Origin of the sequence: Streptomyces sp. NBC_01485, assembly GCF_036227125.1 — a bacterium.
Lineage (GTDB): Bacteria > Actinomycetota > Actinomycetes > Streptomycetales > Streptomycetaceae > Streptomyces.
In genome coordinates, this window is sequence record NZ_CP109435.1 from 6,037,516 (window position 1) to 6,052,529 (window position 15,014).

The 15,014-nt window shown below is 71.0% G+C and carries 14 protein-coding genes; 6 read left to right on the forward strand and 8 right to left on the reverse strand.

What is annotated here, in order from left to right; translation table 11 throughout:
* Window positions 1–251: 251 nt before the first annotated feature.
* Window positions 252–1,370 carry a hypothetical protein gene (locus OG352_RS27455; RefSeq protein WP_329220528.1) on the reverse strand — a complete coding sequence of 373 codons (1,119 nt, stop codon included), beginning with the start codon at window positions 1,368–1,370 and terminating at the stop codon, window positions 252–254.
* 286 nt (window positions 1,371–1,656) lie between these two features.
* On the opposite strand from OG352_RS27455, the gene OG352_RS27460 reads away from it, so the two are divergent.
* Window positions 1,657–2,811: a cystathionine gamma-synthase gene (locus tag OG352_RS27460; RefSeq protein ID WP_329220530.1), complete on the forward strand. Its 1,155-nt coding sequence runs from the start codon at window positions 1,657–1,659 to the stop codon at window positions 2,809–2,811.
* 64 nt (window positions 2,812–2,875) lie between these two features.
* On the opposite strand, the gene OG352_RS27465 is transcribed toward OG352_RS27460, so the two are convergent.
* The 3 genes from OG352_RS27465 to OG352_RS27475 form a co-directional block, all read right to left on the reverse strand.
* The gene (locus tag OG352_RS27465; protein WP_329220531.1) at window positions 2,876–3,124 is read right to left on the reverse strand and encodes a hypothetical protein; all 249 of its coding nucleotides are present in this window, start codon (window positions 3,122–3,124) and stop codon (window positions 2,876–2,878) included.
* Window positions 3,121–3,651 (reverse strand): sigma factor-like helix-turn-helix DNA-binding protein, encoded by a 531-nt coding sequence (locus OG352_RS27470; RefSeq protein ID WP_329220533.1) that lies wholly within the window; start codon window positions 3,649–3,651, stop codon window positions 3,121–3,123. Before OG352_RS27470 ends, OG352_RS27465 begins: the two co-directional genes overlap by 4 nt.
* 206 nt (window positions 3,652–3,857) lie before the next feature.
* The gene (locus OG352_RS27475; protein WP_329220536.1) at window positions 3,858–4,367 is read right to left on the reverse strand and encodes a MarR family winged helix-turn-helix transcriptional regulator; all 510 of its coding nucleotides are present in this window, start codon (window positions 4,365–4,367) and stop codon (window positions 3,858–3,860) included.
* 163 nt (window positions 4,368–4,530) lie between these two features.
* Here OG352_RS27475 and ilvA point away from each other — a divergent pair, with 163 nt between their 5' ends.
* The 3 genes from ilvA to OG352_RS27490 all read left to right on the forward strand — a co-directional run bounded on the left by ilvA (window position 4,531) and on the right by OG352_RS27490 (window position 7,815).
* Window positions 4,531–5,760, forward strand: a complete 1,230-nt coding sequence (gene ilvA / locus OG352_RS27480; protein ID WP_329220538.1) for a threonine ammonia-lyase — start codon at window positions 4,531–4,533, stop codon at window positions 5,758–5,760.
* Window positions 5,761–5,932: 172 nt separating this feature from the next.
* Window positions 5,933–6,955, forward strand: coding sequence for an ATP-binding cassette domain-containing protein (locus tag OG352_RS27485; RefSeq protein WP_329220539.1), 1,023 nt, complete (start codon window positions 5,933–5,935; stop codon window positions 6,953–6,955).
* Window positions 6,952–7,815, forward strand: coding sequence for an ABC transporter permease (locus tag OG352_RS27490; RefSeq protein ID WP_329220541.1), 864 nt, complete (start codon window positions 6,952–6,954; stop codon window positions 7,813–7,815). The genes OG352_RS27485 and OG352_RS27490 overlap by 4 nt, the downstream gene beginning before the upstream one ends.
* A 138-nt stretch (window positions 7,816–7,953) precedes the next feature.
* Here OG352_RS27490 and greA read toward each other — a convergent pair whose 3' ends face one another.
* Window positions 7,954–8,454 (reverse strand): transcription elongation factor GreA, encoded by a 501-nt coding sequence (gene greA, locus OG352_RS27495; protein WP_329220543.1) that lies wholly within the window; start codon window positions 8,452–8,454, stop codon window positions 7,954–7,956.
* Window positions 8,455–8,615: 161 nt separating this feature from the next.
* Window positions 8,616–9,017 carry a DUF4307 domain-containing protein gene (locus OG352_RS27500; protein ID WP_329220545.1) on the reverse strand — a complete coding sequence of 134 codons (402 nt, stop codon included), beginning with the start codon at window positions 9,015–9,017 and terminating at the stop codon, window positions 8,616–8,618.
* Window positions 9,018–9,142: 125 nt separating this feature from the next.
* Between OG352_RS27500 and mca the strand changes: the two genes are divergently transcribed.
* Together mca and OG352_RS27510 are read left to right on the forward strand one after the other, a co-directional pair.
* Entirely contained in the window at window positions 9,143–10,003 is an 861-nt protein-coding gene (gene mca / locus OG352_RS27505; RefSeq protein WP_329223989.1) for a mycothiol conjugate amidase Mca, read from the forward strand.
* On the forward strand, window positions 9,996–10,274 hold the full coding sequence (locus OG352_RS27510; protein ID WP_329220546.1) for a hypothetical protein: 279 nt from the start codon (window positions 9,996–9,998) through the stop codon (window positions 10,272–10,274). The genes mca and OG352_RS27510 overlap by 8 nt, the downstream gene beginning before the upstream one ends.
* Before the next feature lie 321 nt (window positions 10,275–10,595).
* Here OG352_RS27510 and OG352_RS27515 read toward each other — a convergent pair whose 3' ends face one another.
* A complete protein-coding gene (locus tag OG352_RS27515) occupies window positions 10,596–13,796 on the reverse strand; it encodes a tetratricopeptide repeat protein (RefSeq protein ID WP_329220548.1) in 3,201 nt (1,066 codons plus the stop codon).
* A gap of 347 nt (window positions 13,797–14,143) precedes the next feature.
* Window positions 14,144–14,710, reverse strand: coding sequence for a Uma2 family endonuclease (locus OG352_RS27520; protein ID WP_329220550.1), 567 nt, complete (start codon window positions 14,708–14,710; stop codon window positions 14,144–14,146).
* Between the last annotated feature and the right edge of the window lie 304 nt (window positions 14,711–15,014).

Sequence of the window (15,014 nt, forward strand, 5' to 3'; positions counted from 1 at the left end):
TGCATGTCAACGTGCACGGGGCCCGTCGAATTCCGGCCCCGTCCGGCCGGCCTCATCCGCGTCGGCCCTATCCGCGTCGGCCTCATCCGCGTCGGCCCTATCCGCGTCGGCCCCATCTGCGTCGGTCCCATCCGAGCCAGCCCGGTCGGCGGCAGCCCGGTCCGCGTTGGCCCGCTCCGTTTCCCCGGCCCCCCGAAGGCCCCCGCGCCGAGGAGACCCAGGCCCCCGCTCGCCCCCCGGAACGCCCCGCCTCAGTGCGGCAGCGTCGCCGGGCTGCCGCCGTTGGCCTCGTAGCCCGCGACCGCCATGGCGCGGAAGACCGCGAACTCACCGGCCGGGTCCGCGGAGAGGGTCCACGGGAGGGCGCCGACGTGGCCGTCCACGTGTATGAGCTGGCTCATCGCCTCCGACCAGCGCTCGGCGCGCACCAGGAAGAAGACCAGCAGGTGACGGACGTGCGCCAGCATCGGGTCGTCGGGCCGGGCCGCGTGCACCGCGAACAGGGCGCCGTGCATCGCCTTCGCCACGACCTCGCTCTGGTAGAAGCCCCTGACCAGGTTCACCTCGGGAAGGTGCTCGAAGACCGCGAACAGAGGCATGGCCGCGAGGAGAGAACCCTTGGGGGCTCGCGCCGCCGCCGCCTCCGCGAACGAGTACGCCAGCTCCCGCGACCCGTGCCACTTCTCGCACCAGTAGTGCAGCGCCGCCAGATGCGCCCCCATGTGCGCCGGGGCGCGGTCCAGGATCTTCAGCCAGAGCTGCTCGAACTCGGTCTGCGAGTACTCCAGACCACGCGCCACCGACAGCTCGACGACGTACGGGACCGGGTCGCCGGGGGACAGCAGCGCCGCCTGGTCGCAGGCGTCCTTCGCCTCCTCCATGATGATCCGGAAGTCGTCCGTGCCCCGCGTCGACGTCCGCCACGCCTGCTGCACCAGGAACTCGGCGTGCACCGCCGCACCGCCCGCATCCTTCGGCGCCTCCGTCCGCCACACCCGCAGCCACTGCCCGCCCGGCGTCTCGCTGACACCGCCCGGCCGTTGCTGCAACTCCAGCGCCGCCGCGCCCGCGAAGGCCTGCACGCGCTGCCAGCGCAGCTCGCCCCCGGTCTCCGTGCCGGCCAGCAACTGCTGCGCCGCCCGGTAGTCCTGCGTGTGCTGCACCACGTCCAGGACGTCCAGCAGGTCGTGGTCGGCGCCGGGCATCCGGATGTCCAGCTCCTCCGTGCGCGCGAAGCCGTACGTCGCCGGGTCCGCGGCGTCCGGGTGGTCCGCCGGAACCAGCCCGACCAGCCCACGCCTGCGCCGCACCAACGACAGCACCACGAAGCCGATCATGATCAGCGCCATCAGGACCCAGAGAATCTCCATGCCACAAGCGAACCAGACCGCGCCGACAATTGGCCAACCCGCCCCCGAACCTGTGGATAACTCTCCGTCCGGGCCGATGGCCGCACGGCCGGCCCCGCGGCATCCCTGCGGCCATCCCGCGACCGGCTCCGCAGTCGGTCCCGCAGTCGGGTCCGGCGGTCGGTCTCGTGGTCGGGTCCGGCGGTCGGTCTCGTGGTCGTTCCCGCGGTCGGTCTCGTGGCCCGGCAGGCGGCCTGTCAGACACCCGGACCGCACCGGGTCCGTGAGCGGACTACGCTCGGTGCCCATGAGCGACAGGCACATCAGTCAGCATTTCGAGACCCTCGCGATCCACGCGGGCAACACCGCCGATCCCCTGACCGGCGCGGTCGTCCCGCCGATCTACCAGGTCTCGACCTACAAGCAGGACGGCGTCGGCGGCCTGCGCGGCGGCTACGAGTACAGCCGCAGCGCCAACCCGACCAGGACCGCCCTGGAGGAGAACCTCGCGGCCCTCGAGGGCGGCCGCCGAGGCCTCGCGTTCGCTTCCGGACTGGCGGCCGAGGACTGCCTGTTGCGTACGCTGCTCAGCCCCGGCGACCACGTGGTCATCCCGAACGACGCCTACGGCGGCACGTTCCGCCTCTTCGCGAAGGTCGTCGCCCGCTGGGGCGTCGAGTGGTCGGTCGCCGACACCAGCGACCTCGCCGCCGTACGGGCCGCGATCACCCCGAAGACCAAGGTCGTGTGGGTGGAGACCCCCTCCAACCCGCTCCTCGGCATCACCGACATCGCCGCCGTCGCCCAGGTCGCCCGGGACGCCGGCGCCCGCCTCGTCGTCGACAACACCTTCGCCACGCCGTACCTGCAGCAGCCGCTGGCGCTCGGCGCGGACGTCGTCGTGCACTCCCTGACCAAGTACATGGGCGGCCACTCCGACGTCGTCGGCGGCGCGCTGGTCACCGCCGACGCGGAACTCGGCGAGGAACTGGCGTACCACCAGAACGCGATGGGCGCGGTCGCCGGGCCCTTCGACTCCTGGCTGGTGCTGCGCGGCGCCAAGACGCTGCCGGTGCGCATGGACCGGCACAGCGCGAACGCCACCAAGGTCGCCGACATGCTGACCCGGCACGCGCGCGTGACGAACGTGCTCTACCCGGGCCTGCCGGAGCACCCCGGTCACGAGGTCGCCGCCAAGCAGATGCGGGCCTTCGGCGGCATGATCTCCTTCCAGGTCACCGGGGGCGAGGAGGCGGCCGTCGAGGTCTGCAACCGCGCCAAGGTGTTCACCCTCGGCGAGTCGCTGGGCGGCGTCGAGTCCCTCATCGAGCACCCGGGGCGCATGACGCACGCGTCCGTGGCCGGTTCGGCGCTGGAGGTGCCCGGCGACCTCGTGCGGCTGTCCGTGGGCATCGAGAACGTCGACGATCTCCTCGAGGACCTCCAGCAGGCCCTCGGTTAGACACAGGCAGGCCCTCGGTCAGGCAACAGGCCCCAACAGGCCCTGGCCTGACGGCCGCCGGTGCCTACCAGTCGGTGAGCGGTGGAGTCGTCTGCGACGGCGGCTCCACCCAGGGCTGGGCCACCACCGCCCAGACCACGAACGCCACGGTCGCCGCGCACAGCAGCACCCACAGCAGCCGCCGGGCGATCGTGCGGCGGCGCAGCATGCGACTGCCGCGGCGTACGACGTCCGCGTGGAGCTCCGCCGGCACGCGCGGCGGCGTCCGCTCCATGATCTGTCGGACGGCGGCCTCCCGCTCGGGCCGGTTCACGAGGCCGCCGCCTTCGCCCGGCGTACCGCGGGCGCCGGTCCGCGCGGCGGATGCAGCAGCGTCGCCGTCGCCCGGTCGCAGACCGCGTGGACACGTTCCGTCGGCAGCCCGAGCAGGGCCGCCACCTGCTCGTCGGCGACGCCCTCGTACAGCCTCAGGACCACGATCAGACGCTCCTGGGGAGTGAGCCGCGCCAGGGGTGCGCCGGGGGCGGAGTGCGGGCGCGCGCGGGCCAGGGGCAGCGCGTCGTACCACTGCCACGCGTACTGGTGCCACGCCTCGTGCGCGAAGCGGGTGGCCAGATACTCGCGGGCACGGTTGTAGGGGTCCTCGCCGCGCAGCCGGTCCCAGCACGCGTACGTGCGCGCGAGGGCGAGCGTCAGCAGCCGGCACGCGCGCGGGTTGTCGCCGGGCACCTCCGCCGTGAGCAGGGTGGCAGCGTGCAGCAGCCGGCCGCCCGCGCCCGCGACGAACGCCTCGAACTCCCGGGCCCGGCGGGCTTCCTGGGCCGCACGCCTGTCTCGCACACCGAGCCTCCCGCCTGACGGCGTCCCCCTGGCCCCTGGACGGCCATGGGTCGCCATGGGGGAGCCATGGGACGGCCATCTGTCCCGGTCTCATATGAGGCCAGGGGTGGGCTTTCGGTCAAGAGCCGCGCACGCCCGCCGGAAAGTCGTCGTAAGGCCGCAGGGAAACCGTCGGCCGCGCCACGCGCGCGTGGGGGCTTCGACGCTCAGGACGTGGTCGGTGACGGCTCCGTGCCCGCTACGCCGTGCGTCGCCATCCGGGAGGACAGCGCGGTGTTGAAGCGGGTGAGGAGATCACAGAACGTCTCGCGCTCGTCCGGTGCCCACTCGTCCGTCAGCTCGGCCATCAACTGCCGCCGGGAGGAGCGGACCTCCTCGAGACGCGACTGCCCGCGCGGGGACAGCTGGAGCACCACGGCCCGCCCGTCCTCGGGGTGCGAGGTCCGCTTGACCAGGCCGGTGTCGACGAGCGGAGCCACCTGCCGGGTGACCGTCGACGAGTCGATGCCCATGCTCGCGGCGAGCGCCTTGACGCCCATCGGGCCTTCCTTGTCGAGGCGGTTGAGCAGCAGGTACGCGGCGCGGTCCATGGAGTTGCGGACCTGCCCGACACCGCCGAGCCGGGTCTGTTCGGCACGGCGTGCGAACACCGCGACCTCGTGCTGCAGCGTGTCGAGGAGACCGGTGTCACCGACGGTCGTCATGTCCATCGACATTTCAGGTGTTGTGGGCATGGCCGGGGGCTCACTTCATGAAGGGGCTGCTGGAATGGGGGACAGAGTACGCGGCCGGAAGGCGGGTCGTACCGGCGCTGCGGAAACCGGTCCCGGAGGTTGGTCACAGCGGCCGTTCCCGCCTGTGAACTGCGATGCTGGAGTCATGAGCTACAGCACGGCCGACTCCTTGCGCCGCGTCACCCTCGACGATGTGCGCGGCGCCCAGAAGATGCTGTCGGGTGTGGCGCGGGTGACCGCGATGGAGGGCAGCAGGCACCTGTCCCAGTTGGTCGGCGCGCCGGTCCACTTCAAGTGCGAGAACCTCCAGCGGACGGGATCGTTCAAGCTGCGCGGCGCGTACGTCCGGATCGCCGGGCTGCTGGCGGAGGAGCGGGCCGCCGGGGTCGTCGCGGCGAGCGCGGGCAACCACGCGCAGGGCGTGGCGCTGGCGTCGAGGGTGCTGGGCGTGCGGTCCACGGTGTTCATGCCCAAGGGCGCCCCGCTGCCGAAGATCAGCGCCACCCGCGAGTACGGCGCGGAGGTGCGTCTGCACGGCCAGGTGGTCGACGAGACGCTGGTCGCGGCGCAGGAGTACGCGGCCGGGACGGGCGCGGTGTTCATCCACCCCTTCGACCACCCCGACGTCATCGCCGGGCAGGGCACGGTCGGCCTGGAGATCCTGGAGCAGTGCCCGGAGGTGCGCACGATCGTCGTCGGGATCGGCGGCGGCGGTCTGGCCGCGGGCATCGCGGTCGCGGTGAAGGCGCTGCGGCCGGACGTGCGGATCGTCGGCGTGCAGGCGGCGGGGGCCGCGGCGTACCCGCCCTCGCTGGCGGCAGGGCGGCCGGTGTCGATCAAGACCCCGGCGACGATGGCCGACGGCATCAAGGTCGGCCGGCCCGGTGACGTGCCGTTCGCCCTCATCGGCGAGCTGGTCGACGAGGTGCGCACGGTGACGGAGGACGAGTTGTCCACCGCGCTGCTGCTGTGCCTGGAGCGGGCCAAGCTGGTCGTCGAACCGGCCGGGGCGAGCCCGGTGGCCGCGCTGCTGAGCGACCCCGGCGCCTTCGAGGGCCCGGTCGTCGCGGTGCTGTCCGGAGGCAACGTCGATCCGGTGCTGATGCAGCGGGTGCTGCGGCACGGCATGGCGGCGCAGGGCCGCTACCAGGCCGTTCGTCTGCGTCTGACGGACCGGCCGGGCGCCCTCGCGACGCTGCTCGGGGTGTTGTCAGTGGTCGACGCCAACGTTCTCGACGTGAGTCATGTGCGGACCGATCCCCGGCTCGGACTGACCGAGGCGGAGGTCGAGCTGCACCTGGAGACGAAGGGGCCGGTGCACTGCACCGAGGTCGGCCGAGCCCTGCGCGACGCCGGTTACATCGTCATCGACTGAGGTCGCCGCACAGCTCAGAGCCCTGTTCGTCACTCGTTCGAGTAAGTCCGTTGTGAGTCGCGATACATCGCGTTATGGTGAGTCTCATGCCGCTCACTCCCGCCCCCATCGGGCGGAACGAAAAGTGCAAACCTAGGCTTTCCGAAGAATCCTCAACGACGTGGAGACCCATATGCCAGGCGCCATCTACGCCGAAGGCCTGGTGAAGACCTTCGGTGACGTAAAGGCTCTGGACGGCGTCGACCTCGACGTCCCACAGGGCACGGTCCTGGGCCTGCTCGGGCCGAACGGCGCGGGTAAGACCACCACGGTCCGCTGCCTCACCACCCTGCTGCGCCCCGACCGAGGCCGGGCCGTGGTCGCCGGCCTCGACGTGCTCAAACACCCCAACGAAGTGCGCCGCTCGATCGGCCTGTCCGGCCAGTTCGCGGCGGTCGACGAATACCTCACCGGCCGCGAGAACCTCCAGATGGTCGGCCAGCTCTACCAGATGAAGTCCGGCGCGGCGAAGGCCAGGGCCGGCGAGCTGCTCGACCAGTTCGACCTCGCGGACGCCGCCGACCGCACCGCCAAGACGTACTCCGGAGGCATGCGCCGCCGCCTCGACCTGGCCGCGGCGCTGGTCGTCTCACCGCCCGTGATGTTCATGGACGAGCCGACGACCGGCCTCGACCCGCGCAACCGCCAACTGCTGTGGGAGGTCATCAAGCGACTCGTCTCCGGCGGTACGACGCTGCTGCTGACCACCCAGTACCTCGAAGAGGCCGACCACCTCGCGCACGACATAGCGGTCGTCGACCACGGCCGCGTCATCGCCCGCGGCACCTCCGACCAGCTCAAGGCCCGCACCGGCGGCGAGCGGGTGGAGGTCGTGGTGCACAACCGCGAGCACATCACCACCGCCGCGGAGGTGCTGACCGGCTTCGGCAAGGGCGAGACGACGGTCGAGCAGCACACCCGCAAGCTCACCGTGCCCGTCTCCGGCGGCGCGAAGCTCCTCGCCGAGGTCATCCGCGAGCTCGACACCCGCGGCATAGAGATAGACGACATAGGCCTGCGCCGCCCGACCCTCGACGACGTCTTCCTGTCCCTGACAGGACACGTGGCCGAGGCGAAGGCCGACGAGAACGAAGAGATCGAAGAGAACGCAAAGGACCGACGCAACGGACCGAGCGAGAGGAAGACCGCCAAGTGAGTGCCATCACCGACGCCGTACGCGGCGCGGCGCCCAAGCCCGCCCACCCACTCGGCCAGTCCGTCCGCGACTCGCTGGTCGTTGCAAAGCGCAACTTGATTCGTATGTCCCGCATCCCGGAAATGGTCATTTTCGGTCTCATCCAGCCGATCATGTTCGTGGTGCTGTTCACCTACGTGTTCGGCGGCTCCATGCAGATCGGCGGCAGCACGAGCGCCACCGACTACACGAACTTCCTGATGGCCGGCATCTTCGCGCAGACCGTCACCTTCGCCACCGCCGGTGCCGGCGCGGGCATAGCCGACGACATGCACAAGGGCCTCATCGACCGGTTCCGCTCCCTGCCCATGGCGCGCGGCGCGGTGCTCACCGGCCGGACCCTCGCCGACCTCGTGCAGACGGCGCTCACCCTGCTGGTGCTGGCGGTCGTCGCCGTCCTGGTCGGCTGGCGGGTCGGCTCCGACGGCAACACCAACGCCGGACGGGTCCTGGCCGCCTTCGGCCTGCTGCTCCTGCTCGGGTACGCGTTCACCTGGATCGGCGCCCTGATAGGCCTGAGCGTCCGCACCCCCGAGGCGGCCACCTCCGGCGGGCTGATCTGGCTCTTCCCGGTGACGTTCATATCCAACGCGTTCGTCGACACCAGCAACATGACGCCCTGGCTGCGGCACATCGCCGAGTGGAACCCGTTCAGCGCCACCGTCCAGGCGTGCCGGGTGCTCTTCGCCAACCCCGGCCAGTCGACGTCCGACGCCTGGCCCATGCAGCACCCGGTGTGGGCCTCGCTGATCTACTCGGTGCTGATCGTCCTGATCTTCCGGACGCTGGCGGTCCGCAAGTACCGCTCGGCCACGGCATGACGAAACCCCCGGCGCTCTGGGGGCGCCGGGGGCTCGTCCGGAAGTCCGGAACAGGCAGTCCCAGGAACAGGCAGCCCAGGAACAGGAAGTCCGGGAGCATGAAGTCCGGGAAAGGGAACGTCCAGGAAGGAAGGGGGCTCAGCCGCTGTAGGGCACGGCCGTGAGGATGCGTACGGAGGCCTTCTTGCCGTTCGGCAGCTCGTACTCCGCGTCCTCACCCACCTTGTGACCGATCACGCCGGTGCCCAGGGGGGACTGCGGCGAGTAGGTCTCGACGTCGGAGCTCGCGTACTCGCGCGAGGCGAGCAGGAACGTCATGGTGTCGTCCTCGTCACCGTCGAAGGCGATCGTCACGACCATGCCGGGGGCCACTTCGCCGTCCGTGGAAACGGGGGCCTCGCCGACCTGGGCGTTCTCGAGAAGCTGGGTCAGCTGGCGCACACGGAGCTCCTGCTTGCCCTGCTCCTCCTTGGCCGCGTGGTACCCACCGTTCTCGCGCAGGTCCCCCTCCTCGCGCGCGGCCGCGATCTTGGCGGCGATCTCCGTGCGCGCAGGACCAGTAAGGTACTCAAGCTCGACCTTGAGCTTGTTGTACGCCTCCTGGGTCAGCCAGGTGACGGACTCGCTGGTCTGGGTCACAGGTGCTCCTCGTCGGTACCGGGAATACAAGGCATCGCCCTACCCAGAAGCATGTTCCTCAGGTGATGGGCGAAACCACGAGCCTAACAATTCAGTGGCCGAAGGGGGAGGACATAAGCCCTCAGAAATACGTCAACGCAGGTCAGCGTCTACGTATTGCGTCAGCCGGCGTGACAGCCGAGCAGCTCCGCCGTGGTGCCCCTCGCCGTCGTACGCAGCGTGACCACCTTGTCGATGCGCGTGTCCGCACCGGAGAAGCGGAAGTCCGCCCGGCCCACCTCGGCGCCGTCGGCGGCCTGCGAGCGGACCGTGCAGTAGCCGCTCGCACCCGAGTCCTTGCGGACCTCCAGGTGGAGTTCGACGGCCTCGTCCGAGGTGGCCTTGAAGGTGATGACCTCGGCGCTGATCTTGACCTGGCCGACGTAGTGGTAGGCGAAGTAACCCATCAGCGCGAGCAGCAGCGCGCCCAGCACGGCACCGGCGATCTTGAGCTTGTGGTCGGCGCGCTCGTCCGAGGAACGGCCGTAGCGGCCCTCGGGCAGTCGCGTGCTCGCCGTGCTCATGATCGTCCTCCCGGCGCGGAATTATTCGCCCCCCGATTCGGTCACTATAGAAGCCTGCGATCGCGCCGGTTCACACCGGGCGCCGACTTACCGAGGATTGAGTCTTGACTGACCAGCTGCGACTGATGGCCGTCCACGCGCACCCCGACGACGAGTCGAGCAAGGGCGCGGCCACCATGGCGAAGTACGTGTCCGAGGGGGTGGACGTGCTGGTGGTGACCTGCACGGGTGGGGAGCGCGGCTCCATCCTCAATCCGAAGCTCCAGGGCGACAAGTACCTCGAGGAGCACATCCACGAGGTACGCAAGAAGGAGATGGACGAGGCCCGTGAGATCCTCGGCGTCAAGCAGGAGTGGCTCGGCTTCGTCGACTCCGGCCTGCCCGAGGGCGACCCGCTGCCGCCGCTGCCCGAGGGCTGCTTCGCCCTGGAGGACGTCGACCGGGCGGCCGGCGAGCTGGTGAAGCAGATCCGCGCCTTCCGTCCCCAGGTGATCACCACCTACGACGAGAACGGCGGTTATCCGCACCCCGACCACATCATGACGTACAAGATCTCGATGGTGGCGTTCGAGAGCGCGGACGACGCCGAGAAGTACCCCGAGGCCGAGTTCGGGCCGGTGTACCGGCCGCTGAAGCTGTACTACAACCAGGGCTTCAACCGGCCGCGCACCGAGGCGCTGCACCACGCGCTGCTCGACCGCGGCCTGGAGTCGCCCTACGGGGACTGGCTCAAGCGCTGGGAGGAGTTCGGCATGCACGATCGCACGCTCACCACGCATGTTCCGTGCGCCGACTTCTACGAGATCCGCGACAAGGCGCTGATCGCCCACGCCACGCAGATCGACCCCGACGGCGGCTGGTTCCGGGTGCCGATGGAGATCCAGAAGGAGGTCTGGCCGACGGAGGAGTACGAGCTCGCGAAGTCCCGCGTCGACATCTCCCTCCCCGAGGACGACCTCTTTGCGGGCATCCGCGACAATGCCTGACATGAGCGCAAGCGTGAGTCTGGCAATGACGCACCTCGTCCCCCTCGCCAAGGAGGTCGACGAGAACAAGGTCACTCCCGGCGTCCTCGGCTTCATCGTCTTCGCGGCGATGGCGGTGGCGGTGTGGGGCCTGATGAAGTCCATGAGCAAGCACATGGGCAAGGTCGACTTCAAGGAGCCGACGAACACGGAGGAAGCCTCCGGCAAGGGGACCCCGGCGACTTCGGCGACTTCGGGGACCTCGGAGAAGGCCTCGCCCGCGAAGGGCTGAACGGCCGACCCCTGCTGCTGTCGACGGCCGTGAGCCCGGTCTGGCTCCGGCCGAGGCGGGCAGGGCCGGCCGGCAGCAGGCCGGCGGTATTGGCACCCCGGGCGCCCGTACCCGGACCGGCGACTCCGTCGCGGGCGCGGTGCCGAACGGCGGAGACCCAGGGGGCTTCCCCGTGGAAATGTGACACTCTCCACTCGGAGTGTCACATTTTCGCGCGCCATGTCCCCCTCCCCCTCCCCCTCCCCTCCTCGGCCGCTGGCACGCTCGCCTGCACCGGGCCGTAGGACGGGTTCGCCCGGCGGCCTCACCGTTGCCCTGGTCTCACTCGGTCGTCACCGGTACCCCCATCACCTCCCGTGCGTGGCGGTCCGGGACCATGCCCAACCGCCAGGCCTGCCAGCCCGCTTCCAGGTTGACGCCTCGTTCCAGCAGGACCGCGTAGGCCTTTGCGCAGTCGGTCAGTTTGCCGTCTCGGGACGGGTGGGTGGCGTGGGCCAGTTGGGACAGGTCCTGCTGGGCGACCGCCGTGCCCACCTCTACGCCGCCCGGGGACGCGTACGGCAGGAGCGTGCAACGCAGGAAGCGGGACCAGTCCTCGCCGCGGCGGTCGCCGTAGGACGCGAAGAGGGCCGTAGCCTCCTCGCACAGGGCCAGGGCCGCCTGCGTACGGGCGTTGCCCGCGTCGACGATCGCGAGTTCCAGGCAGGTCCAGGCCTCGCCGTGGGCGACGCCGATGCGCTGGAAGTCGGCGCGGGCGTCGACCAGGAGCTGGCGGGCGAAGCCGGAGTTGCGGAGCGAACCGGTCTGGGCGGCGCGCTGGTCACGGGTCACCCGGGCCGAGTGGTGGCGGGCGCAGGCCAGGCCGTAGACGTCCCGCATGCGGGAGAACAGGGAGCGGGAGCGTTCCAGCTCGCGGACGGCGTGGTCCAGGCTGCCCGTCTCCTCCAGGGCCAGGCCCAGGTAGTAGATCGTCCACGCCTCGCCGCGCGCGTCCTCGTTGTCCCGGTGCCGGGCCGCCGCCCGGCGCAGGTCGTCCGCCGCCGGGCCGGGGTCGCCGGCGATGAGCCGGGCCCGGGCGAGCTGGGTCAGGGCCCAGGCCTCGCCGCGGGCATCACGCGTGCGGCCGTACAGGTCGAGGGCCCGGCGCAGGTCGGCCTCGGCCTGCGTGGCGTCGCCCCGGCGCAGGTTGAGCTGGCCCAGTTGGAAGTGGGCCCACGCCTCACCGTGCACGGAGCCGCCCTCGCGGTGCAGGACCAGGGAGCGGGTGAGCAGGTCGAGGGCCTCGGCGAGGTGCGCCCGGTCCCGCTGCACCGCCGCCAGCGCGTGCATCGTCCAGGCGCGGTCGGTGGCCAGCTCGGGCGCGACCTGCAGGTCCATCGCCTCCCGCAGTTTCACCGCCGCCTCCGTGAGCTGGCCCTGGTGGTGCAGGGTGATGCCCAGCGAGCACAGGGCGCGCGCCGCACCCGCGTCGTGATGGGCCTGGAGGTAGAGGTCGACGACCGAACTGAGCGTCGTACGGGCCTTGTCGAGCTCGCCCAGTTGCCGGGCCGCGATGCCCGTACGCCACTGCACGGACCGCACCAGCAGGTCCTGGCCGACCGACTGCGCCAACTCGCTGATCTCACCGAGCCGGTAGAGGTCGCCGCGCAGCAGGCAGTAGTCGCACAGCGCGCCCAGGAGGCTCAGTACGGCGTTCTGGTCCACGCCCTCCGCGTGCCGCAGCGTCGCGGTGATGAAGCTCGACTCGTCGTCCAGCCAGCGCAGCGCCTCGTCCAGGGAGGTGAAACCGTGCGGGGTGAACCGGTCCGAGCGGGTGGACATGTTGCCGTCGACCAACCGCAGTACGGAGTCGGCGAGTTCGGCGTAACTGACGATCAGGCGTTCCTGGGCCGCCGCGCGCTCGCCCTGCTCCTCCTCGTCCAGCAGGCGGGCCTGGGCGAAGGCGCGGACCAGGTCGTGCAGACGGTAGCGGTCGCCGCGGACGTGGTCGACGAGGCCCGCGCCGGCGAGGGCCGTCAGGTGACGGGTCGCCTCCGCGCGGTCCGTGGCCAGCAGCGCGGCGGCCGCGGCCGTGCCGAGGGAGGCCCGGCCGGCCAGCGCGAGACGGCGCAGCAGCCGGCGCGTCACCTCCGGCTGGTCGGTGTAGCGCAGCCACAGCGCGCGCTCGACCGGCTCCACCGGGCCGTACGCCCCCAGGTCCGCCGCCAGCGCGCGCGGCGAGCGCGGGCCCAGCGAGGAGCCCACGACGCGCAGCGCCAGCGGCAGCCCGCCGCACAACTCCGTGATCAGACCGGCGGATTCGGCGTCGTAGGGACCCGAGGCGTCCTGCGCCGCCGCGCTCAACAGCTCCTCCGCGCCCGCCGCGTCCAGGGGCCGCACCGCCAACTCGTGTACCCACGCGGACAGTTCGGGCGGGAGATTCAGCGGGGTCCGGGCGGTGACCAGGACGAGGCTGTCGGAGCGTTCCGGGACGAGCGCGCGGACCTGAGCGGGGTCCGAGGCGTCGTCCAGGATCACCGTGACCGGCAGGCCGGTCAGGTGCTGGTGGTACAGCTCGCCGAGCCGTTTGACCTGCTGGTCCGCCGAGGATCGCTCACGGAACAGGAGCTGTTCGCGGGGCGCGCCGAGCCGGTTCAGCAGGTGCAGCAGGGCGTCCCGGGTGGGCAGCGGCGTCTCCCGCGCGCTGTCGCCGCGCAGGTCCACCACGCAGGCGCCGCGGAACTGGTCCCGCAGATCGTGCGCGGCCCGCACCGCGAGCGTGGTACGGCCGCTGCCGGGGGCGCCGTGCAGCACCACCACGGTGGGCCGGGTCTGCGTACTGGCCCGCGCCGCCTGCACCCACTGCCGGATCTGCGCCAGTTCGGCCCGACGCCCCGCGAACGGCCCCGCCGTCTCCGGGAGTTGGGCGAACGACTGCTCCAGCACCGTCCGCCCGCGCGCCGCCGCGCTCTTGTCCGCGCCCCTGAGCTGCGGCCCCGGCGCCTTCTTCGGCCCGGTCGTCGCGCTGATCACCCGCTGCTGGTCCAGGAACGGCCGGATGCCCCGTACCTCCAGCGCGGTGAGCCACTGCAGCCGCAGTTGCTCGGCCCCGCCGGGCTGGCCCGCCTCGCCGGCCCGGTGATGCGCGGCCGGCAGATGCGAGCCCACCACCTTGACGACGGTCGCCGCCGCGCCGACGACCCCGACGGTCACCCCGGCCCCGAGCGCCGTGCCCGGACCCGTGCCCAGCGCGAGGTCGGCGACCACCGCCGTGACGGCGGCAACGCCCGCCACCAGCAAGGGAGTTCGCCCGCCCTCGCGTGCGTAGCGCTGCCCGAAGCTGATCCGCCGGGCCTCCGACGCGTCCAGGGCGCGGGCGTACGCCTCGTACTCGGCCGCGGCCGTCTGCGCCATGGCGTCCAGCGCGCCGCGTGCCCGAGTCATCAGCGCCTGCCGGTCGGCGCGCCCTCCGGACCGCCGCACCTCCTCCTCCACGGCCCGCGCCAACAACCGCTCGGCTTCCGCCCTATGGCCGTCCCGCATGTTCCGTCCCCCTCCGGCGGTCGCAGCTTTGCTTGGTCAAGTGTGCGGCGGGCGGCTCTGCGGCGCGAGAGGGCGGAGGGTCTCCGATCGTCTTTGCGGAGCAGGTGCGTTGCCGCAGGGGGGCGCGCCGCCATCGTGCTCGCGAAAGCCGAAGAGAACGACGGCGGTTTGCATGAGCGCGTACAACAGGGGGCCGACGGGCAACCCGCCACAGGGACCTAAGCGCCGACCAGGCGTGACGCCATAGGGTGCTGCCACGAGTACCGACAGGCCAACAGGGATCGCGTAGTAAGCATGACGAACAGATCCTCGCCGAAGTCGTTGCCGCCGTCGATCTCCTGGACGAGTTAGATGGCTCCCAGGTCCACGGTGACGGGGAAGGGCGCCGCAGCCTTGATCACGCCGGTGAACATCTCGCCGTCCCTGTAGCACCTGGTGGCGGGGTCGAGAACGTAGGTGTAGATGATGGGGACACCGGTGGCGGCCTGTTCGATCCGCCAGTAGAAGGGGATGCCCGCCTTGGCGTACTGGTCCACCTTCACGATCCGGTCGGTGGTCTCCGAGCCGGGCGACACGACCTCGACGACCAGGAGTACGTGTTCGGGGCGGGTAGGTGTGAGGTCGATGGTCTCCGCCCGGTAGACGGTGACGTCCGGACGGCGGTTGGTGAGCGGAACGTCCTGCAGACGGACGTCGAAGTCTGTGTCGGCGTTCCAGTCCTGGCCTGCGGCGGCGTCCAGGGTATTGGCCAGGATCCGGGCCAGCCGGTTGTGCCGCTTGGACGCGCTCGGGCTCACGACGACCATCCCGTCCACGATCTCAATGCCGGCACACTGCTCCTCGGACCAGGAGTCGTACTGCTCCGCGCTGATCTGCGTATGCATCCACGCGGGCGCCACCATCTCGGCGGTCATCGTGTACCTCCTTCGAGGAGCCTCGGCAGTCCCGGCGCTGCCGGGCTCAGCCTACTGTCCTGTGATGTCGTGGCGCCCGATTCGAAGAGCGCGATGACCTCCCCCTTTTCTCCGAGCGGCATGAGTGGGGACTGCTGTGAACCGCGCTCGGCGAAGCGCCTCAACTGAGTGCTTGTCCCCGGTGAGTTGTTCCGAGTGGTGAGGCTGTTGTCCACCACGTGATGGCGCGCATATGGGCAATACGGCCAAGCGAGGCAGGACCTGCGCGGGCCTCACCGGCAGGGTTGGGCATTGTGAGAGGCTG

Coding starts and splice junctions, on each gene's coding strand:
- mca (WP_329223989.1), top strand. CDS start 9,143: ATGGCCGTCCACGCGCACCCCGACGACGAGTCGAGCAAGGGCGCGGCC.
- OG352_RS27500 (WP_329220545.1), bottom strand. CDS start 9,017: ATGAGCACGGCGAGCACGCGACTGCCCGAGGGCCGCTACGGCCGTTCC.
- OG352_RS27485 (WP_329220539.1), top strand. CDS start 5,933: ATGCCAGGCGCCATCTACGCCGAAGGCCTGGTGAAGACCTTCGGTGAC.
- OG352_RS27475 (WP_329220536.1), bottom strand. CDS start 4,367: ATGTCGATGGACATGACGACCGTCGGTGACACCGGTCTCCTCGACACG.
- OG352_RS27520 (WP_329220550.1), bottom strand. CDS start 14,710: ATGACCGCCGAGATGGTGGCGCCCGCGTGGATGCATACGCAGATCAGC.
- OG352_RS27460 (WP_329220530.1), top strand. CDS start 1,657: ATGAGCGACAGGCACATCAGTCAGCATTTCGAGACCCTCGCGATCCAC.
- OG352_RS27515 (WP_329220548.1), bottom strand. CDS start 13,796: ATGCGGGACGGCCATAGGGCGGAAGCCGAGCGGTTGTTGGCGCGGGCC.
- OG352_RS27455 (WP_329220528.1), bottom strand. CDS start 1,370: ATGGAGATTCTCTGGGTCCTGATGGCGCTGATCATGATCGGCTTCGTG.
- ilvA (WP_329220538.1), top strand. CDS start 4,531: ATGAGCTACAGCACGGCCGACTCCTTGCGCCGCGTCACCCTCGACGAT.
- OG352_RS27510 (WP_329220546.1), top strand. CDS start 9,996: ATGCCTGACATGAGCGCAAGCGTGAGTCTGGCAATGACGCACCTCGTC.